The following is a 24,546-nucleotide window of genomic DNA, read 5'->3' as shown; positions in this document are numbered from 1 at the left end:
ATGCCAAATGATGCTTCCTTATTAAATCCTAATGTCAAAATTTTGGTTCAAAGCAAACCCTTAGCCGCAGAAATAGCAGCTGATTTGGTATCAGCTTTAGTCTCTGAGGATTTGGAAGCGCCTGGTATGTTCGAACTGCGATTAGTTACTTGGGACTTATTAAAACAAGAAATGACATGGGTAGATGACAAAGTATTTGATGTTGGTAATGAAGTAGAAATTCAAATGGGATATGAACAAGAACTCAAAACTATCATGGTGGGGGAAATTACGGGATTAGAACCAGAATATACCCAGGATGTAGCACCTGTATTAGTAGTGCGTGGTCATGATTTACGCCATCGTTTGTTGCGAGGAAGTCACACAAAATCTTTCCTCAAAATTAAGGATAGTGAAATTGTCAGTCAAATTGCTAGAACTAGAGGACTTACAGCCAAAGTTACCGATACTAAAGTGAAGTTAGAATATATTTTGCAGCATAATCAAACAGATTGGGATTTTTTAAAAGAGAGAGCTAAACGCATTGGTTATGAAGTTGCAGTAGATCAAAAAACTCTCCATTTTCGCCCCCATGAGAACGCTACAGAGAAAGTTTTGACTTTAACTTATGGAGAAGATTTACAAGAGTTTTTACCACGCTTAAGTACGATGAATCAGGTACAACAGTTAGAGGTCAAAGGTTGGATTGCTAAAGAAAAAGAAGAGGTGTCGGGTAAAGCAACAGTAGGAAAAGAAGGTGGCACAATGGGAGGTTTAACTTCTGGGACAAAAGCAGTCAAAAAAGCCTTTGGTGAATCGAGCTATACGATAGTAAATCAACCTTTATTAAGTAAAGAAGAAGCCGATAACATGGCATTAGGGCAGTTTCAGGATATGGCGATCGCCTACATTACTGGTGAAGGAACTTGTCAAGGTAATCCCAATTTATGCGCCGGGAAAGTGATTGAAATTCTTGGACTTGGTAAAAGATTTAACGGGCTTTATTATATTAAAAGCACGGAACATAGTTATTCACAAAGTCAAGGTTATAGAACTTCATTTACTGTGGGGAGAAATGCTACATGAATGGACTAGAGTTTTTATTATCAAATAACCAAAACAATCATTTTTACGGCGTAACTGTTGGCATAGTTACTAATAACAAAGACCCAGAGAGATTAGGAAGAATTAAAGTGAAATTTCCTTGGCTATCTTCAGAAGAAGAAAGTTACTGGGCTAGAATCGTAACTCTCATGGCAGGAAATGACCGGGGTATTTATTTTTTGCCGGAAGTTGATGATGAAGTTTTGGTTGCTTTTGAACAAGGTGATATGAATTTCCCTTACATTCTTGGTGCTTTGTGGAATGGGAAAGATAAACCACCAATAACAAATGAAGATGGGAAAAATAATCAACGAGTCATTAAATCTCGAAGCGGTCATAAGATTGTTTTAGATGATACTGAGGAGAATGAACAGATTATTATTCAAGATAAGACTGGTAAAAATAAAATTGTGATTAATTCTCAAAAAAATAAGATGAATATTCAAGTTGAAAAAGATTTAACTATTGAAACTAAAGGAAAAATTATCTTAAAGAGTAGTGATGATGATATATCAATTGAATGTAAAAATCTGCAAATAACAACTCAACAAAATTATCAATTAGAAGTAGGTGCAAATTGCACTATTAAAGCTAAAGCTAAATATGATTTGGAAGCACAGTCTGGTTTAGGGATTAAATGTGCAAATGGAGTGAAAATAAATGATGGTTCATTAGAGGTGATGTAATGGATATTGATTTTCTGGGTGTGGGATGGACTTTACCAATTCAACTTGATGAAAAGGGTCAAATTAAAGTCGCAAAATACGAAGAAAGTGTGCGACAGTCCATTTGGATGATTCTCAGTACTGCCAAAGGAGAACGGGTAATGCGTCCTGACTTTGGCTGTGATATTCACGAAAAGGTGTTCTCTCCTAATAGTTTAGGAACGGTTGGACAAATTGTTAGTGATGTGCGCGATGCGTTAATTGAATGGGAACCTCGCATTGATGTTTTAGATGTTGATACAATTCCCGATCGCAACCAACCAAATGTGATTTTAATTCAGGTAAATTATCAAGTTCGGACAACAAATAATATTTTTAATTTAGTTTATCCTTTTTACTTACAGTAATTTTTATGGCTTATTTACCGCCCAAAATTGACCAACGCACCTATGAAGAAATTGTTCAGCAAACTGAGAAGTTAGTAGAGCAATATACCGACTGGAAACCTGCACCTGAAGATAAAACAGATGCGGGTAGGGCATTAATTCGCATTTTTGGGCGGATGGTAAAATTAGTCAGCGATCGCCTCAACCAAGTTCCAGAGAAAAATTTTCTGGCTTTCCTTGATTTAATTGGCGGAGAACTCAAACCTCCCCAACCTGCTAAGGTTCCTTTAACCTTTTATTTGGCACAAGGAAGTCCCGGAGATGGGTTAGTTCCTGCTCATACTCAAGTTTCTGTACCACCAGCAGAGGGTACAGACGAAGAAATCGTGTTTGAAACGGATCGAGAATTAGTTGTCACAACGACGCAATTACAAGCAGTATTTGTGCGCGAACCAAGTCAGGATAAGTACGCGGAGCGCACTTTGGCAGCAACAGGAGAAGAAGATGCAGCTTATTTCGCCTTTGCTGGCGATCGCTCTATTCCCCATTCTCTCTATATAACTTGTCCCGAAATTTTTGCTTTATCAGAGTTAAAACAAATAAAACTAATTATTACTACGGATAGTGCTAGTCAATTCCAAAATTTACCGCTGAATTGGTCTTATTGGGATGGTTTTCAATGGCAAGAAATTCCAACTCCTGGTCTGAGTCAAAAAAATAATCAGTGTACGATTACTTTTACCAATTTACCTATTCCAACTCCTTCTGAAATTCAGGGGAAAGTAGGGAGATGGTTGCAAGCAAAGTTAACTAATATATCTTTAAATTTACCTAAAGTTACTAATATTCAAGGTAGTTTAAATGTTAAACAATCTAGTTTGATTCCTGAAAATTGTTTATTTAATTCTACTTCTATAGACCTGAGCAAAGATTTTTATCCCTTTGGCGAACAACCAGAAACTAATGATACATTTTATATTGCTTTAGATGATACATTTATTAAACAAAATACAATTATTACTATTGATATACAGTTAAGCTATAAACCTGTAAATATCAATAATTTAAAAATTAACTGGGAAATTGGTAACGGTCAAATATGGCAAGAAATAGCAAATGAAAACAATCAACTAAGATGGATAGAGAATTCCTCAGCTATTCAATTTACTGAACGAAATATTATCCAAGCAAAGTTACAATTTCCCAACCCAGAAAATATACCTTCTCCTAGCACTGTGAATGGCGAAACTCGTTATTGGATTCGCGCTCGAATTACTCAAGGTCATTATGGCAAAGCCGCAGATGAGCGCAAATATCCTATCTATGATGACTTGGCAGTTTTGAGAGAGGAAATCAAAAAAGGAACAAGCGAAATTAAAGTTGATAGTCTCGATTTATTCAAGGTTGGGGATACCATTCGTCTTCTTCCCAACACCGGAGGATTTCCAGAAGAAAATCAAATTACCAAAATTACTCAGACAGATAATAAGCTGACGCTAAAAAGTGGAATTTTGAATACAATTTTAGACGTTGGCACTCGGATTATGCGTAAGTTGATTATCATTGAAATGATTCCCCCAACTTACGATCCACCTATAATTAAATCATTAAAATTAACCTACGATTTTACCATTACAGAAAACGCTGTTTATTTTGCTGCTAATGATTTTACTTATTCTCAGCCAACAAGCTTTAGCACAAAATTAAAACGCAAGGCTGCTAGTGGAGATAAATTACTATTTTTGGGTGAAGTTAAAGGATTAACTGTTGGTGAGTTTTTAACAATTAATTCTGAAAATTATCAAATAGAAACGATAAACTCCGAAAGTAATCAAGTTATACTCACCTCAATAATTCAGCAGGATGTAGCTAGCAATACTGACGTTAATCGTTATTTTACGCCCTTCACTCCTACCGTTGATAGAGAATCAACCCTTTACCTGGGATTTGATAAATCCTTTGAGAATAAAACGGTTACTCTTTATGCACAAGTTGAGCCGCCATTACCAGATGAATTATCAGCTAATATTACAACAGAAACTTTCATCACAGAAACGGCAAACGCCGGAGATACAACACTAAATCTTGCTGATGTAACTGGCTGGGAAAATGGCGATCGCCTAGAAATTCAAAACCCCCTCAACGCTAAACAATACAATAACTATAGAATTAGCGATATTAACAACAATCAAGTCACCATCAATCAATCTCTGCAACAAAGTTATCACCCTGGTAACTTAGTTATTCATCCCAAACAACCGGAATTAGTTTGGGAATATTCTAGTGATTTAGGTTGGCAACCATTAGGGGTATACGATGAAACTCAATCATTTTACCAACGAGGTTTAATTAAATTTATTGCACCAGCAGATTTCAGCAAAAGAGAAACCTTTGGTAAACAACTTTATTGGTTAAGAGTTCGTTGGCAAGGAGGTAATTTTTGGGTTAAACCTCGTCTGCGTCGCTTATTAACTAATACAGTTTGGGCAGTTCAGGCAATTAGTTTACGAGAAGAAATCTTAGGTTCAAGTAACCACGATCCAAATCAAATTTTTGTTGCCAATAACACCCCCATTTTGATGGGACAACAATTAGAAGTCCAAGAAGGGGAAATTCCCGAAGTAGAACCCGATCGCCTCAAAGTAATTCGAGATGATTTAGGAGAAATTGAGTCAGTTTGGGTGCTTTGGCAAGAAGTACCAGATTTTTATGCTTCTAGTGCTAGCGATCGCCATTATATTTTGGATCGACAAACAGGCGAAATTCGCTTTGGCAATGGACAAGCCGGGATGATTCCCCCCAGTGGACGGAATAATATTCGCCTGTCTTTTTATCGGACTGGAGGCGGTAAACAGGGAAACGTCACCTCACAAACTATTAGCCAACTGAAAACTACTATTCCCTACATCGATCGAGTCATTAACCTCGAAGCAGCCGCAGGTGGGGCGCAACAGGAGACTTTAGATCGTCTCAAAGAACGAGTACCCAAGCAACTACGTCATCGCGATCGCGCTGTCACCTTTGAGGATATTGCAGATTTAGCTTACGAAGCTTCCACGGATGTCGCCAGAGTCAAAGTAGTTCCACCAGATTTGCTGACAGCTAATTTTAGTCCATTGAATCAAAAACTTTGGCTCGATCCTACCAAAGCAGATGTGTCATTTGAAGATACTCTCAATGAGAAATTGCTGACAATCAACAATGAGAGTGAAAGAACTAGCTTTGCAAACATGATGTGGGAAATCAACCGTCGTGCAGGGCAAGTTAAATTGATTGTTTTACCCCATAGTAGCGATCGCCAACCAATCCCTAGTTTAGCTTTACTGGAGCGAGTCGAAACCTATATTCGTTCCCGTTGTCAGCCAACAATGGATTTAATAGTTACCGCCCCCAAATGGCAAGAATTCACTGTGAATGCAACTATAACTCCTGTGTTCCTCGAAAATGCAGATATTGTAAGAAACAGTGTTAATCAACGCTTAGAAGCCTTCCTCCATCCCTTAACCGGAGGTAAAGGAGAGGGGTGGCAATTTGGCCGCTATCCCCAAAAATCCGATCTTTACGCCATTATTCAATCCATTTCGGGAGTCGATTATGTGAACTCTTTAGAAGTATTACTTACAACAAGAAACTCATCCCTCAGCGCTGATACTTTAATTTATTCTGGTCTTCATAGCATTCAAATTCAAGGGAATAGGCAATAGGCAATAGGCAATAGACTGGTGAATATAAGGAATAAAATATGTCAGAAATTCGTGATTTTAAAGATTTAATAATTTGGCAAAAAGGCATCGAAATTGCAGAGAAGTGTTATTTATTAACTAAAAATTTTCCTAGAGATGAACTCTTTGGGATGACTCAACAAATAAGAAGATCATCTGCTTCTATTCCAGCCAATATTGCGGAAGGATATGGAAGAAGAACACCTGGTGATTATGGAAGATTTTTAAACATCAGCCAAGGCTCAATTAATGAATTACAAACTCATCTTATCTTATCCTCTAGAGTAGGACTATGCACTGTCAAAGATATAGAATTGATTATTCAGCATCTTCAAGAAGAAACTAAAATGATTATTTCCCTTCTCAAAAATTTAAATAATTAAAAACTATTGCCTATTGCCTATTGCCTCTTGCCTATTCCCCATTCCCCATTCCCCTTATGACTCTACCCTTACCCAATCTCGACGATCGCACCTACGCCAACTTAGTAGAAGAAGCCATTTCTCAAATTCCCGTTGAATATCCCGAATGGACAGATCATAATCCCACAGATACCGGAATTATCCTGATTGAATTGTTGGCATGGTTAACAGAAATGACTCTCTATCGAGTTAATCAAATTCCTGATGATAATTATGCCAGTTTTCTGAGTTTACTTAAAGGAGAACAATGGAATTTACCAATTAACCTTTCTACCCAAGAACGGCAAAAAACTTTGCAATCAGAAATTAAAAATACTTTATTAGAATTGCGGAAAACTTATCGGGCGATTACTCCAGATGATTTTGAAAAATTGGTACTTATCGATTGGAATGAATCCCTAGATTCTGCTGAATTAAAAATTGCTAGAGTTAAATGTTTAGCACAACGTAATTTATCTCATTTAGATGCTAATACTGTTACCAAAGGACATATTAGCTTAGTAGTTGTTCCTGAAAATAATCAAGGAGAAAATCAATATAAAAACTTATTTAACTTTCTCGACAACAGGAGACTTTTAACTACTCGCCTACATATTGTAGAACCTGAGTATGTATCTATAGCCGTAGAAGCAGAATTAGTGCTTGAAGATGGCGCACAAGCAGAAGCAGTTAAAACACAGGCGAAAAAAGAAGTTGAAATGTTTTTTGATCCGCTGCGATCGCAAAAATATTGGCAGGGAAAAGGATGGCCTTTTGGTCGGAGTGTTTATATATCCGAATTATATAAGCTATTAGATGATTTGGAGGGAGTAGATTACGTTGAAAATCTGCAAATTAAAGATAAAAATAATACCTCCAAAACAGAAATTAATTTAGCAGACAATCAATTAGTTAAACTCAATATCGAGAATACTAAATTTACAATATTAGTAGAAGTTGACAATGAACGCAAAAAACTCTGAACTAATTAGTAGCTATCAACAATATTTACCGCCAATTCTCCAAACAGATGCCTTCATCGGTCAATTACTGCTAGCATTTGAAACAATTCTCAGCGGAATAAATGAAACTTCTAATCAAGAGCAAATTACTACTCCACCAGGATTAGAAGAAATTATAGATAATATTCATATTTATTTCAATCCTCAACAAACTCCAGAGGAATTTTTACCTTGGTTAGCGGGATGGGTAGCCTTGAGTTTACGGAATGATTGGCAGGTAGAAGTTAAAAAAGCATTTATTCAGCAAATAGTCCGACTGTATCGTTTGCGAGGAACAAAACAAGGATTAATCGAAATTTTAGGTATTTATTTAAAAAACTCAGGATTTGGTGAAAAGGTTGAAGTCTTCGATGAATTTGATAATTTTCCTAATTATTTTCAAGTTCAATTAACTTTAAAAGACCGCGATCCTGATAAGTATTGGCGACAGGCTAAAATTGCCAAAGCCATTATCGATCGCGAAAAGCCAGCACAGACATTTTATACCCTAAAAATTCTTGTGCCAACGATGCAGCTAACTAAGCGATCGCACGTTGCTTATCCTTTCAAATTATTTGAACCTCTACAAAATCAAAAATTTACTATAGAAGTCATAATTACTCCCAACGTAAGTAATAGCATTCCTATTAATCAATTGGCTAAACAGTTATTATTTCAACTCCAAGGTAATTCAAAATTAATTACTCCTGATTCGTCAAAGATAATTATAAACAATCAATATTTTACCATTCAACAAGATTTAAATTATCAGCATTTTCAGGAAAATTTGACAGGTTTCAATGTCGCCTTGTCAAATCGAACTGATAAATATTTTGTCGGAAATTTAGCAATCAAACTTTATTTTTATATGAATGGTAGAGAATATAGCAATACACTATTAGAGCAATCTATAAATTTATCACCTGTCCTTAAAATTTATAATAAAAACAATACAGGAGAAATTATTGAAGGAAATACAATTTTTAAACAAGCTAGTCAACCGCAACAATCAGGAATGAAGATAACAGAATCTATATGGAGTCAACCCTACACTTTTCAGGCATTTGAACCACCCAAAATTCAAGAATTGCAGCCTCAGATAACTGCAATTCTTGAAAAACTCGAACTAGAAGCAATTGTAGAAATTATTCAACCTAACACCATCACCTCAGATATACTCAATAAAATTACAGTTCGCCTTCAAGATGATGTTTCAGAATTTCATTTATTCACACCAGAAACTATCAGAGAAAAGAATAAAATCACAATCAAGCGTACCCTTTACTACCAACAATTTACCCAAACTATAGATAGATTAGATGTGGCGATCAAAAATCTCAATAATATTGATATTGTTGGTAAAGTCACTGTTCAAGCTTCCTTGAAGATTAATCAGCGTTTATCGACTTATCAATTACTAGAACAAACCTTTAACCTCACAGCCGTTTCTCCTTATAATATTCTAGAAATTTGCCGTAAAAATGAAGAAGGTCAAATTATTTCTGGTAATACTATTCTCGGAACAACTAGTCAATCATTGAACTAAATATCAGGATAAAAAATGGCTAAAACTACTGATTTCACTAACTTTGCAAACGAACGCCCTAACTATTTTCCAGGACAATATTTGCTAGAAGATGACTTTGAACTCGAACATAAATATCTTAGCGATCGCCAACGCTATTATAATCAGAGTCTTCATATTTCTGGAATTATTGAAGGGCTGGAAGTTGAAGTTATTCAAGATAAAAAAGCTGTTTTAGTTAAATCTGGCTCGGCTATAAATAGTAATGGAGAACTAATTGTTTTAAAACAAGACATTACATTTTCCGATTTCAAAAATGTTACTAACGGTGAACTCTACATCCAATATTCTCAAAAACAACAGGTTAAACAGCAAGAAGACGTAACTGATAGCTACACTCGTTGGATTGAAAATCCTGTTTTAGGATTTACAGCTACAACTCCTGAAAATAGCGTTAAGCTAGCAAAACTGACAATTTCTCAAGATACTATTACTTTTGATGCTAACGTTCGAGAATATTCAGGTTTATCGTTACCAAACTCTAATAGTAAAGCTTTGACTCTTCGTTCTGGGGGAAATGCAAATTCAAACTTAGCCGTTTTGACAGGTAGTTTAAAGATTGATGGCAATTTAGAGGTTAACAACAATATTTTAGTCAAAGGTGCAACTTCTAGTTTGTTAGGTATTGGGGATGAATTTTCGGAAGGAAATACTGGTGGTAATCGTGAATGGATGAAACGAGGAGTGAGGATTTTTTGGAATTCAGATAATCTGTTTATTGGCTTAAAAGACGAAGGTAGTAATCGTAAAGATGCTGTAGTTGCTTGGGGAGACGATCCACAAGAGGACTTACGATTCATTAATGTCCAATCTGGAGGAGCTATTGAGGGAAATGAAGTTATTAGAGTCAAAGCAAATGGCAATGTTGGTATTGGTACGAATAATCCAGGCAACTACAAATTAAATGTACAAGGTAATCAGTTACTTAACGGTAGTCTAAATATTTCTGAGACATCATCACCATTAAATCCAGTTGCTAAGTTAGATATATCAACTGCTTCTCGCACAGGTAATCATCCGAATGCTGTTAAAGGTTTATATGTGACAGGCGATTTTAACGCTGATAGTGATGGGATAGAGTTTCGGCATACTAACGGAACTCAAGGAATAGGCTTTGGTTTCAACACAATTTATGCAGCAGGAAGCAATAACGATCAAGACTTGAACTTAAAGCCAAAAGGGACAGGAAAAGTTATTACCAAAGGTAGTTTAAGTATTCAGGAAGGTAAAATTAATCTCAATGGCAATCAACAAATTGTTTTTACAGATATAGATGCAACAAATAATCTAAAAATACAACTTTGGACAGGATATGGACTCGGTATTAATAGTTCTACTTTATTCTATACAGCTAATGGCAATCATTCTTGGCGAGATCATCAAAATAACGAAAGAATGTTATTAGCCACAGGTGCAAATGGTGGGTTAACTGTAAAAGGAACAGGAACTTCTTCTTTTGCTGGTAATTTAACTGTAACTGGCTCTTTGTCGGTGGGTGTATCTGTTGGCAGTACGACAAATATTGACCTATCAGGTCATGTCCAACTCAAAGAATATGGACAACAAAAAATAGCTTTTCTTCAAGCAAGAGACGACTCTTCCAATCGAGATATTGGCTTGAGAATTAGAACCCAAACGCAAGGTAGTACACAAAGAACTCTTGTAGACGCATTAACCATTACTCCTAGTGGAGAAATACAGGGAAAGATATGGTATTCTAACGAATACGTATGGAGCAACGGTCAACCTGAAGTCAAAATGGGACATAGTAGCAAATGCGTAGCATTTATCACATACGTGCAAGGAAAATTTGCTGGTGGCGGCGAACAAGTTTTTACTTATATAAAAAGTGACGGATATTGGTATCTTGGAGGAAAGCAGGGAAGTGCAGGTGCCGATATAGTTGCCAAAGCAAGATGTATAGGTTCTCCTGATTAGTGCGATCGCCAAACTGATCAAAATAAATTTTAAACTCAATATGACTCTATGGCTGACCTCATTCTCATCACTGGCGATAAAGCCATGTTTAACCCCGCTTTTGGACAAGCCATTGTCACCGTGCGTCCAGGAGATTTAATTGGCACAGGCAAGGATAAAATTAACCAGAAAGTAGTCTGTGTAGATGGCGACGAGAAAAAAGTCATCGTTCCTGGTTGTAGTTATATAACCCCCCAATATACTATTCCTGGAGTGGGGATACTTTCGATTGAATCTCTTGCTGGTAATCAAAAAGCTAAAAAGACAAAATCTGCTGGTAAACCTGTATTGCTTAAGGGGGCATCATTTAAAGCCAAATTTCAAGTAATGGTTCCCGCACAACAACCCTCTGCACCCAGTCCCATACCCGATGTTACCCCCCAATATTCCGGTAGTGGTACATTTATGTCTCTGAATCTAAAAGTTAAAGGAACATAGCCCTTATCAAGCTAGGTTTTTAAGACTTGTGTGTACACCGTAGCCTGATAAGGGGGACGAAATCAAAGTCCCCCAATTTATCGGGCAATTTAGGAGGATCTAAAATTTTTGATCCTGACAAAAAGACTTTTCAAACATTCTCTGAATAATTTTTACTCGTGTTCCTTCAATGTGTTCCGAGAGTGAGAAAAAAGGGATAATTAAATAATGAAAGAACAACTGGAAAAACGCCTTGCTGAACTCAAAGCAGAATTGGTATCAGGACAAAAACTCATGGCAGACTTAGAGATGAAACAAGCAAATCTGCGGGATACCTTACTACGGATTAGTGGAGCAATTCAAATTTTGGAAGAGATCACATCTTCCACTGAACAAAATGGAAATCAAAACAATACATACGTACAAGAGGAATTAAACGTTCAATAGACATTTATGGTTCAAAATTTTTCCCACATTATGTATAATTCACAGCACACTGAATTTCTTTATGAACTGGAATTTAAGCTGTGTAATACCAATTTAATGTGAGGTTGCACATATCTTTATCCCCCTAAATCCCCCGATAAATTGGGGGACTTTGATAGATGTTTTTCCGGTTTTCCCCTTATTAAGCTACGGTGTACACACAAGTCCTAAAAACCTAGCTTGATAAGCATTTCCTCGTTCCCAGTCTCCGACTGGGAATGCATTCATTGAGTCTCTGACTCAATATCTGACTAGAGGCAGAGCCTCTAATCAGGCATTCCTATGCAGAGCATAGGAACGAGATAAAAGAGGGATATAATTCCCCCTCACAAGACCAAAATCAGCGAACGTACAGTAACTAGAAAAGTTTTCCCCCAAAGACAAACACCGTTGTTTAAAGCGCGGTGCTTCTGTCAGTTCATGCTAAAACTTCTTCATAAGCAATATTCAAAGATATTTCTTTCCAAGCATCCACTTCTTCTTTGATATACGTGACCATAGCATCAATTGCTTCGACTGTATCTGCTCCTAATGCCAATCTCATTGGCGGGTTATCACTATCAACAGCTTGAATTATTGCTAGTGCTGCTTTCTTTGGATCTCCTGGTAACTTGCCAACTAACTCCTGTACACGCTGGTGGATATTACTAATTAAAGGCTTATAGTCCTCAATTTGAGTTTCAGTTAAAACAAAAGAACGACTGAAAAAATCTGTACGCAGCCCCCCAGGTTCAACTATGGTGACTTTGATGCCAAAGGGTGCAACTTCATTAGCTAATGAACCAGAAATTCCTTCTAGTGCAAGTTTGCTACTGCCATAAATTCCACCACCAGGACTTGCTGCAAAGCAAGCGATTGATGAAATATTTAGGATATGTCCACTACGTTGCTGTCGCATATAAGGTAGTACTGCCCGCAGCGTTTCTAAGACACCAAAAAAGTTTGTTTCAAATAGACGGCGAACTTCTACATCGCTAATTTCTTCCAAAGCTCCTGCAACTTCACATCCGGCATTGTTGACAAGTACATCAATGCGTCCAAAGTGAGCAATTGCCTGTTTTACTGCCTCTTGCACTTCTTTAGGTTTTGTCACATCTAGTTGCACTGCTAGGGCACGTTCTGGAAACTTGAGTGCTAAATTTTGAACCTGCTGTGGATTCCGTGCTGTTAGCACAACTGCCTCTCCCTTCTCCAACAATATCTCTGCCAACGCTTGACCAAGACCACTGGAAGTACCAGTGATAAACCATACTCGTGACTCAGAAACAGACGAAGTTACCATAAGAGATTCTCCATTTTTAGGAAGCTTTAAGTTTTAACTAGAGTTGCTAGTAGTTCGCCAAGGAAACTTGGCGGGGTAAAGGGGAAGGGGGAAAGGGTTTAAATCCTTTACCCTTTTCCCAGTCCTCACAAGCGCATTTTTGGGTTGGCAGACTACTAGTTATCAAATTTTGCTCAAGGTGCAAAAGTTTTCTAAGTGTTATGCCCACTTTCCTGCATTTTTTGCCGGAGACTAAGTGGCCTCATGTCAGTCCAAACTTCTTTGATGTAATCCAGACATTCTTGTTTAAGACCATTTTTACCAACATCATTCCAGCCAGCAGGATTTTGGCGATCGCTTGGCCAAATTGAATACTGTTCTTCATGATTAACCACAACTTTGTAAATTGTCGTCTCTTCTTTGTCATCTTGATACATAATTTCTTCTCTTCTAGTTAAAAATCACTTTTGATTTACTTCTGTTAGACCAACGGGGTGCAATACTGCGTAGGTTTTGCCTAACAGAATCCCCGAACAATTTTCCCAATCCCCAGTCCCTAATTCCCAATCCCCAATCCCTTTTTCAATTCTGTGTGGCACAAATTTTTCAGTTCTACAAATGTCAATATAAACACAATTAACATAAATAAAATATCTGCTAAAATCATTCCATAATATATACCCCTTACTTTCCAAAAGTTAGCAAAAATTAGTATTATCGGCACATTTAAAACTAGAGTTCTAATTAAAATAACTGTTAACACAGTTTTACCTTTACCTCTAGCTTGAAATAAAGTATTCCCAAATAATGCCAAAGGCCATATTGGTGTTAATACACAAAGAAGTCGGAAATTTATTACATCGTAATTTGTAAAACTAACCTCTGGCAAAAGTATTTTTAAAAAAACTGTTGGTGATAATTGTAAAGGTAACCAAATTAAGATTAATAAAATAGTACCAATAATTGCAAAAGTTAAATAAGCTTTCTTAATTCGGTCATAATTTTTAGCTCCATCATTGATGCCAATAATAGGTTGTAAAGCCTGTGCAAATCCACCTATGGGGATAAATACTAATGAAGCTACTCTTGTAGTTGCCCCAAAAAAAGCAAGATCATGATGTGTACCATAAAGAGAAATTGATTTAAAAATTACCGAACCTTGCACTAATTCCATTACTGGAAAAAGTAGTGCGGATACTCCTACTGATAAGATTGCAGGTAGTAAATCTATTGCCATCACCATTTTTTTAGGATTAACGGGAATAGAGCTTTTACCAGAAATGAAATAAGTTAAATTGAGGATTGTATTCACTGCCATTGCAATAACTGTAGCCAGAGCAATGCCTTGAATTCCCCAATGGAAAACACTAATAAATAAAATATTCAATAATATATTAACTATAACAAAACTTAAGTCAAATATTGTAGATAATCTGATTTTACCTTCTGATTTGATAATTTGGCTAGAAGCTCCCCCTAGCATATAAAATATTGAACCCAGTATATAAGTTTTAAAATATTCTGTACCCGCAATAGCAACTTCATCACTTCCTCCCATGAAGATAATTAACTCTTCACCAAATCTGTACCCAATGCTGGTAATAATTAGGGAGAATGCAATACCCATTACAATTAAGTTGCCAAATATTTGGGACTGAGTTTTGATATCTCCAGAACCAATAGCGCGACTGAGAACAGAACCAGAACCAACACCAACTAAGAGAGAAAAGCCCTCTATTATACCTATCAGTGGCAGTGCAATTGTAATACCTGCAAGAGCCGTTTCACCAATAAATTGTCCTGCAAATAGAGTGTCAAGAAAATTGTTCAAGCTAAACATCAATATTCCCAAAGTACTAGGAATTGATAACTTGAACATCAATTTAACAAGGTTGCCTTGAAGGATTTCGTTTGTAACTTGAGACTGTAGTTGTGAAGTCATTTTTAAGTTCTCGGTTTGCTGCTGTTTACTCAATCTTGACCAAACGGCTGACGCGATATTGTTTCACCGCTTGTAATTCCATATCTGTTGCTGAGTTCAATGCACTCATAACTTCACTACAAACTTCAACTCTGGCTTCATAAGCACCTGATAGACTTCCATCAGGGGCTGCATAATCAATACGTACTTCTGCCCAATTAGGCTCTTGATCTTGAGTAACTTTTTCTATGTCCAGTATTTTGCCAGCTTTCAAATAATTGCGCCAAGTCCAGTCTGACTGCATCCAAATTTCCCGCTCTGTGATTTGCTCAAATTTAGTGATACCTGCCCAACCCCGATAGTATTGACGCAATTTAGAAACTGAAGCATTTTGTTTGACTAGTAAATCCAGAACTTCAGGGTTTAAATGTCCCCATAAGCTCCCTTGAGGCAAGTCAACTAAAGTAGGTGCAAACTGATGCCCACCAAAGTGATTTGTTTGCCAGACTCTTAAGTTTCCATTAGCAGCAGGTGCATATTCTTTGCGTAATTGCCGATATAGAGGAGTTCCAAATTTACCACAGGCAAGATCAACTTGAGCGTGAGTACAAACCATAAGTTCGCGGATGTGACTGGTTTGTTGCTGATACTGCTGAAACTTGGATAAATCGTTGGGCTGTTGTACTAATTGTTGGAGTATTGCTGTGACTAAATTAATTGCTTCCTCTTCTGGAACAAGAAACTCTTGTTTTTCAAATTGAGAAAATTGTTGTGCGGGACGGTAATAATATAGGACACGGGTAAATCTTGGGATAGAATAATCGCGATCGCGAGCAATCAACATCGGTCTTAGTTTGATTCCATGCTTCCCGATTAACTCTTGGAATAGACCTATCAGAGGCTTTATTTGCGGATCTTCCTGAAAAATGTTTGCAGACCAAGGCTGAGGAAGTTCCATAATTAGCCAATAGTCGCAAGTACCTGCTGTTCCAATTGGGTCTTCTTTATTAGCTTGAGAAACCAACGAGCAGAAACGACAATCTTTTAGGGAAAACTGGTCGGTTTGTTGGGTCTGCATAATATTTAATCCCATCCCATATTTTTTTGTAGCAACCCATAAAATTTTTCATAAAAATGCTCATGGGAAAATAATCTTTTGTAGAGGAAAAGTAGTCTAGTTTCCCATTTGGATGGTGTGACAAAATATTGTCTTTTGGGCTTGCGAGCTTCTAAGGCTTCTAAGATTGCCTCTACGACTTTTTCAGATGGCATTCCATTGCGATTGCCTTCTACAGTAAGTTCTTTATGTATTCTTTGATTTTTACCATATATGGCTTTGGCTTCAGGTGACATATTAGCTAAGGTTTTCTGATAGCTTGCCTCTACTTTTTCATGTACTTCTGTGTTAAATGATCCTGCTAGGATAGAAAGAACTTCAATTTGGCTAGAACGCAATTCCATTCGCCAACAATCTGTAAGGGATTCCAACGCAAACTTGGAAGCAGACAAGTGTCCAAAATATGGTGTAGCTACTCTGCCACCAACAGCACTAATATTGATAATCCGACCTTTAGCTTTACGAAGCAATGGTAAGAATGCTTGGGTAACGGCAATATAACCAGTCACATTGACTTCAAATAACCATCTCACATCCTCAATGGGAACACACTCCAATGGCCCGTGTACTACTGCAACAGCGTTATTTATCAAAGCAAATAATCCTTCATCGTCGGTTGCTAATGAAACAAAGTCTAGAGCAGATTGAATCTGTTCGGCTTTTGTGATGTCTAGGATAATTGGAGTTAAATTACCAGATGCATCATGTTTTAATGATTCTGCATCTTTTTCTGTACGGACTCCGGCAAAGACGCGATATCCTTGTTTATCTAGCGTCAGCGCAGCGGCTCGACCTAAACCTGATGATGTCCCTGTAATTAGCACAGCACCTTTTTTACTTAGAGTCATATTTGTTACCTCCATAATAGATATTTATTTGCAATTGCTAGAGACTAAAGTAAGCCAGCAACAAGTGGTTTTGACTGTCCTTGATGCTGCCGCCGACCATGCATGAACATTTTTACGCCACTAGCTGGGTAAGAAATTAGACCGCCGAATTTTGGTTTTTCTGGTCGCTTGTCAACTAAGGTGAGTTGATAGTTGGAAAGAATTGTTGCTAATACAAGCTTCATTTCAAATAAGGCAAAACTTCCGCCAATACAAACACGAGTACCGCCGCCAAAGGGCAAAAATTCATAAGGAGAGAATTGCTTTTTCAAAAAGCGTTCTGGTTGAAATTGTTGCGGCTGTGGGTATAAATCTTCTCGCTGATGTGTCCGATAAATATTACCAATTAGTACTGTTCCTGGACTCAATTCATAGCCCATAATTTCAACTGGCGACTCTACCAACCTGGGAAAGGCAAATAATTGAGTTGGGTAAATTCGCAAAGCTTCATTACAAACAGCACTAAGGTAAGGTAGTGCAACGATATGCATGGGATCTGGATGTTCACCAAGGTTATCGAGTTCTTGCAGCAGTTTTTCTTTAACTACAGGTAAACGGTGAATCCAATATAAAGCCCAAGCGATCGCAGTTGCCGATGCATCTTGGGCTGCGAATATGGGCGATAATAGGAGGTCACGTATTTCTTCATCGCTTAATGCTTCACCTGCTTCATCACGAGCAAATATCAGATCGTTGAGCATATCAGTGCGTGAGGAATCTGCTTGCTGACGACGTTCTTGAACTTCAGTCTCTAGCAAACTAAAAAGTTCCTCCCGCAGATGAAGTAGGTATCTTCTGGGACTCCACCGATCTAAACCCTTTGGGAGAAAGGGTAACTTCATCATCAGTTGGTAAAGAATTGATTGTTGATATTTAATAATTTCAGCGAATAAATACTTGATTTTTTCATAACGTTCTCCCTCACGCAATCCCATCACCACCTCTATACCTACGCGCAGGGTGATATCTTCAATAGTGGGGTAGGCGACGAAATGTTTGGCGAAAGCCAATGAACTCATAATTTTTTCTGTAAGTTCGCAAATACGCCGCCCACAGGCTTGCATTCGATCTCCGTGAAAAGCTTGCATTAAAAGCTTGCGACGATGTTTGTGGCACAAGCCATCAAGTTGCAAAATTCCTTGGTTTCCTGTCAGAAATGCGAAATCTTGGTTTAATTCACCCCTAGCTGTAATTTCTTTAGTATTAGTAAAAATCTCCTTTATCCCCAAGGGATTACTAACGTAAACTATCGGTGTAGAACCCAGTATGATGGTAACAATGTCACCATAGCTTTGGGATATAGAATCCATATAGCCAAAAGGGTCAGTCTCAAATTGGAGATTGAGTAGCCAGGAGGGGGTTTTCGGCCCTGGAGGTAGTTTCATCAGTCTTCTTGACTCCTGTTGTCTATAAATAGAGTGGCGCTAAGAAAAGATACAGCCCTTGCTCTGAATGTTTCTCAGCTTCTACGGCTACGGTGTACACACAAGTCGAAAAAAGTTCGATTTCCTATTTCTCTCGTTCCCATGCAGAGCATGGGAATGGCTGATGCCTCCATAGACATTGAGTCAGAGACTCAATGAATGCATTCCCAGCCTGGAGGCTGGGAACGAGATTACACAAGCCTTTGGGCTTTTATTAGTGCCATTCGTCTATAATACATTATCCAAGGCATTATCGATATAGATTCTCAATTGTTTAGCTAGTTCCTGAATCTGAGGTTCGACAAAAATTGAGAAATGATCTCCTGGAATTTCCACAACTTCAATAGGTAGACGGGAATATTTACCCCAACCTAATAAAGGATCGTTAGTCTGAAATTCTGGACTTTCAAAATCATGAATAATTTCCTCGCTAGCTCTAAAAAGAGTCGTTTGGTGGGGATAAATCTGCGGGATATAATCTCGCATGGCTTGGACATGGACTTTGAAAAGTTTGTAATGTTGGATAAAATCTTGAATTTCTGCATCACTAAAAATAAAATTAGCTTTTTTATTAACTAAATGCAGTTGCTCTTTTAGTGATAAATCCCGAAGTTCTTCAAAAGGAAGGGAAAAATCGATATTATTATCGGTTTTGATTGATTCAGCAATGCGGAGTAAGAACTTAGCATCATCATCATCTGTGGGTTTAATAGCTGTTTTTGGTAATATGGCATCGATAACAACTAACAAACCCACTGTTTGACCTTGCCTTTGCAGTTGTTGGGCTATTTCAAAAGCAACTACACCACCATAACAAAAACCTCCTAAAAGATAAGGGCCGTGTGGTTGTACTTGACGAATTTCTTTGAGGTAGCGAGTTGCGGTTTCCTCTACAGAAATAATTTCTGGTTCTTCTTGTCCAAGGGTATGTTCTAAACCATAAAATGGGTATTCTTCGCCTAGCCTTCTAGACAAGTTAAAGTAGTTATTAATAGCTCCACCAGCGCCATGTATACAGAAGAAAGGAATCTTGGAACCAGAAGGTTGAATTGCTACTAAAGGAGAAGCAGAACCCTCACGGTATGGCTGAGTGACAATAATCGCTAGTTTTTCAATTGTTGGGTTTTCAAATAAAGTAGACAAAGGTAGATTGTGCCCAAATTTGTCCTGAATTTGAGCCATTAAACGTACAGCTAAAAATGAGTGACCACCCAAGTCAAAAAAGTTATCTGTGACTCCAATAGGGTTGCTATTTAGGAGATTTTCCCAAATTTTCACCAAAGCTAACTCTGTAAAATTACGGGGAGCAACAAATGATTGCCTAATATTTGAGTGGATAATCTTATCCGTGGAAAGAGCTTGCTTATCTACTTTGCCATTGGGTGTAAGGGGGAGCGCATCTAATACCACAAAAGTAGCAGGTATCATGTAACTTGGCAGCTTTTGTTGCAAATCAGGCAATAGCTGTGCTGCAATATCTTGATTATCTGTGACTAAATATGCAATCAAACGGCGATCGCCTTCAGGAGCATCGTGGACAATAATGATACATTCTCGCACATCTTTGTGTTGTGCGATCGCAGCGGCAATTTCTCCCAGTTCCACTCGAAAGCCACGAATTTTTACTTGGTCATCACGACGACCAAAATACTCAAGATTACCATCGCTGAGGTAACGCGCTAAGTCGCCTGTTTTATAAAGTTTTTTTCCTGGAATAAATGGGTGATCAATAAATCTTTCTTGATTTAATTCTGGACGATGTAAATATCCTTTGGCTAATCCATCTCCACCTGTATAAAGTTCACCAATAATTCCTGGTGGTGTTAATTGTAAATGTTTGTTCAACACATATACTAGAGTATTATCAATCGGGCGACCAATGGGAACACTATTTAAATTATCTGGTAATAAACTAGTATCGTAATAAGTAACATTAGCAGAAACTTCTGATGAGCCATAAAGATTGATCAGTTTGGCAAATGGCACTACTGTTTGGAAAGTTTGAACTAACTCCAAAGATAGTGCTTCTCCACTAGCTATCCAAAGTTTGAGTTGCGATAAATTTCTAGTAAGATGACTGTAAGTATCCAAAAGTAAGCGCAGCAGTGAGGGAACAAGTATAATTCGCGTCACTTTGTTATCTGCTAAAGTTTGAATAAATAGCTGCGGTTCTTTGACAGTTGCATTACTGATAATCACAGTAGCAATTCCCTGAAGCAAAGGAGCAAAAATTTCCCATACCGAATCTACAAAGCTAATAGCTGTCTTCTGACAACAAACTTCTCCTGGGGTAAAGGGATAGGTTTTCCACAGCCAGTGCAAGCCATTGACAGTACCGCGATGAGTGCCAAGAACACCTTTAGGAGTCCCAGTAGAGCCGGAAGTATAGATAATGTAAGCAAGACTCTCGGCTTTTGCAGTGTTAATGGGGTTTTCTAGACTTTCTTGAGCAATTTCGTGTTCGTGAATATCCAAGCAAATAATTTTAGCTGAAGATTCAGGTAGCTTTGTTAATATTTCTTGTTGAGTGATTAACACCGCAGCTTGGGAGTCAGAAAGCATGAAACTCAAGCGCTCTAGAGGATAATTAGGATCAAGAGGAATGTATGCACCGCCAGCTTTGAGAATAGCTAAAATTCCTACAACCATTTCTGGTGAGCGTTCTAGACATATCGCTACAAGGGTTTCTGTTGTGACACCCAGTTTTTGTAAATAATGAGCAAGTTGATTAACCCTTTGGTTGAGTTGACGATAAGATAATTGTTCAGACTGACTAATTAAGGCTAATGCATCAGGCGATCGCTTGACTTGTTCCTCAAAGAGTTGATGAATAGATGCATCGTGGGGATAATCTGCATGAGTCTGATTCCAGTCAAATAAAACTTGCGATCGCTCTTTTGCAGTTAATAATGATAATTCTGAAATAGGCTGCTCTTGATTATCAATAATATTTTCTAATAACGTCTGAAAATGTCTAATAAATTGAGTAATTGTAGCTGAATCAAAAATATCAGTGTTGTACTCTAAACACCCTGCCAATCCCTCTGGAGATTCAGACAACGACAGAAAAATATCTAGTTGAGCCGTACCACTATCGAACTCCAAAGTACGCAAAGTTAAACCAGAAATTTCCTGCACAGACATTGGTGTATTTTGCAGGACAAACATCACTTCATAAAGTGGATTCCGGCTTAAGTCTCGCTCAGGTTGCAATTCTTCTACAAGCATCTCGAAAGGCAAATCTTGATGTGCATAAGCATCAAGTGTCACTTCACGCACGCGATGTAAAAGTTCGCGGAAACTGGGATTACCACTAAGATTATTACGCAACACCAAAGTATTCACAAATAAACCCAGCATCTTTTCTAATTCGGCTCGATTGCGGTTGGCAATTGGAGAACCGATGAGGATGTCTTCTTGGTTGGTGTAGTGATATAACAAGATGTTAAATGCTGCCAGCAAAGTCATAAACAAAGTGGCATCTTCTCGCTGACTTAATTGATTGAGTGCATCTGTCAGACTTTTAGAGAATGTAAAGTATTGTTTAGCACCAGTAAAAGTAGTAACAGTAGGTCGTGGACGATCTGTAGGTAACTGTAATATGGGTAATTCGCCACTTAGTTGTTGCTTCCAGTAATTGAGTTGAGTTTTGAGCAAATCACCTTGCAAGCGATCGCGTTGCCAAACTGCAAAATCTGCATACTGGATAGGAAGTTCCGATAAGGGATTCGGCTGATTTGTTGAGAATGCTGCATACAACGTTGCCAACTCTTTCAAAAACACACCAATAGACCAACCATCTGTAATAATGTGGTGCATGGTCAAAAGGAAAATATGTTCTTTTTCACCTAAGCGGAATAAAGTCGCTTTGACTAAAGACTCTTTAGCTAAATTGAAAGTTTTTTTTGCTGACTCTGCTGCAATTTGTTTAATCTCTTCTTCCCAATCTCCACCACATAAATGCTCAAGATTGATAATAGGTAATTCCCAGGTTACATCTGGTGTAATATGCTGGACTGGCTGTCCATTGACGAGTATAAAACTTGTCCGCCAAACTTCATGACGCCTGAGAATTTCATTCAAACTTTGCTGGAGTGCTTTAATATTAAGTAATCCCTGTAAGTGAAAAGCGCTCGGAATATTATAGAAAGAACTCCCGTGGTAAAGTTGGTCAATAAACCATAGCCTTTGTTGAGAAAAAGACAAAGGAACATGATTAAATACTTGACGTTTGGGAATAGTATCAGCTTTAAATTTTCCTCCCTTCCATTTTTCTAGAAGGGCTTTTTTAGCTGGGGTTAAATTAGAGTATTGTTGTTCCATTGCTAACAATTATTTGATATTTTTTAAGTAATTTATACATAAAGACAGTTCAGAACGAGCAACAAAAACCTCATGTAGAGAAGCGATTTATCGCTCATGTAGAGACGCGATTTATCGCGTCTTCAAAGACTACGATGCACCAGCCAAAAGAACAGCAACCTGTTCTTCCGATAATTCTTCAATCTTCTCTAGAAGAAGTTGTTCAATCATTTCTGCCTGTTTAGCTGGTATCATAGCTTGCACTAACAGGTCACGGAGTGGTAACTCTACTGGAAACTTGGCTCGCAATCGAGAAACTAGTTGAGTTGCAATGAGAGAATCTCCTCCCAACTCATAGAAGTTATCGTAAATACCAACTTGTGCAATTCCAATAACTTCTTGCCATATTTCAGTTACTTGTTTTTCCAACTCATTAGTCGGAGCAACATAGGAATTACTGATATTAGGTCTGAAATAGGAATAGGATGAATCTAATTGACTAGAAGGTTCCTCATGTAATACGATTGGTTCGCTACTAAAAGAAGGTGATGATGATTTTGCATCAATCCAATAACGTTGACGTTCAAAAGGATAAGTAGGCAAAGGCAAACGCAAAGGTTGTTGATGAATATAAAATCCAGACCAATCAATCTCAACACCAAACAACCACAACCGACCTAAAGCTTGCAATAAATAAGCAAAATCAGATTGTTCTTCCTTAACATGGCGTAAACAATTCACCACCAGTTGTTTAAAATCAGATTGTAAATGCTGTTTTGTAAAAGTAGTTAACGTCCGTCCCGGTCCCACCTCCAAGAAAACACCCTCAAATTGCAAAAGTTGCGATATACCATCAGAAAAACGCACAGTCTGGCGCAAATGTTCACCCCAATAGCTGGGATTAGTCGCATCACTATCACTAATCCAAGTCCCAGTCACATTGGAAATAAAGCGAATACTTGGCACATTCAGTTTTACCTGATTTACAACCTCAACAAACTCTGGCACAATCGGTTGCATCATTTCACTATGAAAAGCGTGAGATGTGTGCAACATTCGACATTCAATTCCTTGGAGTAATAATTGATTGTGCAGTGCAGTTATAGCTTCACTCTTACCAGAAACCACACAAGAAGAGGGGCTGTTAACCGCAGCAATTTGCGTATCATCAGTTAACAGCGATCGCAAATTTTCTACTGGTAGTGGAATTGCTAACATACTACCTGTGGGTAACTGTTGCATCAGTCGTCCCCTGGTGGCAACTATAGCCAAAGCATCTTCGAGAGAAAAGACACCCGCAATGGTTGCAGCGACATATTCCCCGATGCTATGCCCAATCATTGCTTCTGGATGTACGCCCCATTCCATCCATAATTGAGCTAGGGCATATTCAATCACAAATAATCCTGGTTGAGTGAGGGCGGTTTGTTGTAGTTGTTCGGTAACTTTTGTTTCGTCTTGAAAAAGTATCTGGCGGATGTCAAGATTTAGGTGTTGCTGAAGAATCTCGGCGCAAGTATCAACATGTGTTTTGAAAGTAGTTTCAACTTCGTAGAGTTCCCGCGCCATGTTGACATATTGCGTCCCTTGTCCAGAAAACATGAAGATAACTGGACGGTGACTGGGTTTGTGGTGGTAGGTAAATACACGTTGCGGATTTTGGCTGGTTAATGCTTCCACCGCATCGTTTTGGTTACAACATACTAATATACGCCGATGTTCAAATGCTTGACGACCAACTTGTAGGGTGTAAGCGACATCTGCGAGGTTAATTTGAGGATGTTCTTGAAGATGCCTGACTAGATTAGCTGTAGCTGTTTCTAAAGCTGTGTTAGTTTTGGCAGAAACTACCAACAATTGATACTTTCTCCCCTGTTCCCCTGCCCCTCTGCTCCCCTGCCCCCCTGCCCC

At 38.0% G+C, this 24,546-nt stretch carries 18 protein-coding genes; 10 read left to right on the top strand and 8 right to left on the bottom strand.

Annotated elements, in window-relative coordinates:
- The 10 genes from RRG12_RS12135 (at position 1) to RRG12_RS12090 (ending at position 11,684) form a co-directional block, all read left to right on the top strand.
- Positions 1–1,065, top strand: a complete 1,065-nt coding sequence (locus RRG12_RS12135; RefSeq protein WP_420759451.1) for a phage late control D family protein — start codon at positions 1–3, stop codon at positions 1,063–1,065.
- Positions 1,062–1,769, top strand: coding sequence for a phage baseplate assembly protein V (locus RRG12_RS12130; RefSeq protein ID WP_069069345.1), 708 nt, complete (start codon positions 1,062–1,064; stop codon positions 1,767–1,769). The genes RRG12_RS12135 and RRG12_RS12130 overlap by 4 nt, the downstream gene beginning before the upstream one ends.
- The gene (locus RRG12_RS12125; RefSeq protein ID WP_420759450.1) at positions 1,769–2,155 is read left to right on the top strand and encodes a GPW/gp25 family protein; all 387 of its coding nucleotides are present in this window, start codon (positions 1,769–1,771) and stop codon (positions 2,153–2,155) included. The genes RRG12_RS12130 and RRG12_RS12125 overlap by 1 nt, the downstream gene beginning before the upstream one ends.
- Before the next feature lie 5 nt (positions 2,156–2,160).
- Positions 2,161–5,838, top strand: coding sequence for a baseplate J/gp47 family protein (locus tag RRG12_RS12120; RefSeq protein ID WP_420759449.1), 3,678 nt, complete (start codon positions 2,161–2,163; stop codon positions 5,836–5,838).
- Positions 5,839–5,876: 38 nt separating this feature from the next.
- The gene (locus RRG12_RS12115) at positions 5,877–6,239 is read left to right on the top strand and encodes a four helix bundle protein (protein ID WP_420759448.1); all 363 of its coding nucleotides are present in this window, start codon (positions 5,877–5,879) and stop codon (positions 6,237–6,239) included.
- A gap of 56 nt (positions 6,240–6,295) precedes the next feature.
- On the top strand, positions 6,296–7,240 hold the full coding sequence (locus RRG12_RS12110) for a baseplate protein J (RefSeq protein ID WP_420759447.1): 945 nt from the start codon (positions 6,296–6,298) through the stop codon (positions 7,238–7,240).
- Positions 7,221–8,804 carry a phage tail protein gene (locus RRG12_RS12105; protein WP_420759446.1) on the top strand — a complete coding sequence of 528 codons (1,584 nt, stop codon included), beginning with the start codon at positions 7,221–7,223 and terminating at the stop codon, positions 8,802–8,804. The genes RRG12_RS12110 and RRG12_RS12105 overlap by 20 nt, the downstream gene beginning before the upstream one ends.
- Positions 8,805–8,819: 15 nt before the next feature.
- Positions 8,820–10,781 carry a hypothetical protein gene (locus RRG12_RS12100; protein ID WP_420759445.1) on the top strand — a complete coding sequence of 654 codons (1,962 nt, stop codon included), beginning with the start codon at positions 8,820–8,822 and terminating at the stop codon, positions 10,779–10,781.
- 48 nt (positions 10,782–10,829) lie between these two features.
- A complete protein-coding gene (locus tag RRG12_RS12095; RefSeq protein ID WP_420759444.1) occupies positions 10,830–11,258 on the top strand; it encodes a hypothetical protein in 429 nt (142 codons plus the stop codon).
- A 207-nt stretch (positions 11,259–11,465) separates the two neighbouring features.
- Positions 11,466–11,684 carry a hypothetical protein gene (locus tag RRG12_RS12090; protein ID WP_420759443.1) on the top strand — a complete coding sequence of 73 codons (219 nt, stop codon included), beginning with the start codon at positions 11,466–11,468 and terminating at the stop codon, positions 11,682–11,684.
- A gap of 457 nt (positions 11,685–12,141) precedes the next feature.
- Here RRG12_RS12090 and RRG12_RS12085 read toward each other — a convergent pair whose 3' ends face one another.
- The 8 genes from RRG12_RS12085 to RRG12_RS12050 form a co-directional block, all read right to left on the bottom strand.
- The gene (locus tag RRG12_RS12085) at positions 12,142–13,005 is read right to left on the bottom strand and encodes an oxidoreductase (RefSeq protein WP_420759442.1); all 864 of its coding nucleotides are present in this window, start codon (positions 13,003–13,005) and stop codon (positions 12,142–12,144) included.
- Between the two features lie 191 nt (positions 13,006–13,196).
- Positions 13,197–13,421, bottom strand: coding sequence for an MbtH family protein (locus RRG12_RS12080; RefSeq protein ID WP_069069354.1), 225 nt, complete (start codon positions 13,419–13,421; stop codon positions 13,197–13,199).
- 119 nt (positions 13,422–13,540) lie between these two features.
- Entirely contained in the window at positions 13,541–14,926 is a 1,386-nt protein-coding gene (locus RRG12_RS12075) for an MATE family efflux transporter (protein ID WP_420759441.1), read from the bottom strand.
- A 25-nt stretch (positions 14,927–14,951) separates the two neighbouring features.
- Positions 14,952–15,983, bottom strand: coding sequence for a sucrase ferredoxin (locus RRG12_RS12070; protein ID WP_420759440.1), 1,032 nt, complete (start codon positions 15,981–15,983; stop codon positions 14,952–14,954).
- Between the two features lie 5 nt (positions 15,984–15,988).
- A complete protein-coding gene (locus RRG12_RS12065) occupies positions 15,989–16,870 on the bottom strand; it encodes an SDR family oxidoreductase (protein WP_420759439.1) in 882 nt (293 codons plus the stop codon).
- Positions 16,871–16,914: 44 nt separating this feature from the next.
- Positions 16,915–18,294 (bottom strand): cytochrome P450, encoded by a 1,380-nt coding sequence (locus RRG12_RS12060; RefSeq protein ID WP_420759438.1) that lies wholly within the window; start codon positions 18,292–18,294, stop codon positions 16,915–16,917.
- Between the two features lie 267 nt (positions 18,295–18,561).
- On the bottom strand, positions 18,562–22,656 hold the full coding sequence (locus tag RRG12_RS12055) for an amino acid adenylation domain-containing protein (RefSeq protein WP_420759437.1): 4,095 nt from the start codon (positions 22,654–22,656) through the stop codon (positions 18,562–18,564).
- A gap of 129 nt (positions 22,657–22,785) precedes the next feature.
- A partial coding sequence (locus RRG12_RS12050) for an acyltransferase domain-containing protein (protein WP_420759436.1) occupies positions 22,786–24,546 on the bottom strand: 1,761 nt, incomplete at its 5' end.

The sequence above is a fragment of the Nostoc sp. CALU 546 genome (assembly GCF_048836525.1).
This window is presented reverse-complemented; position numbering and strand designations above follow the sequence as displayed.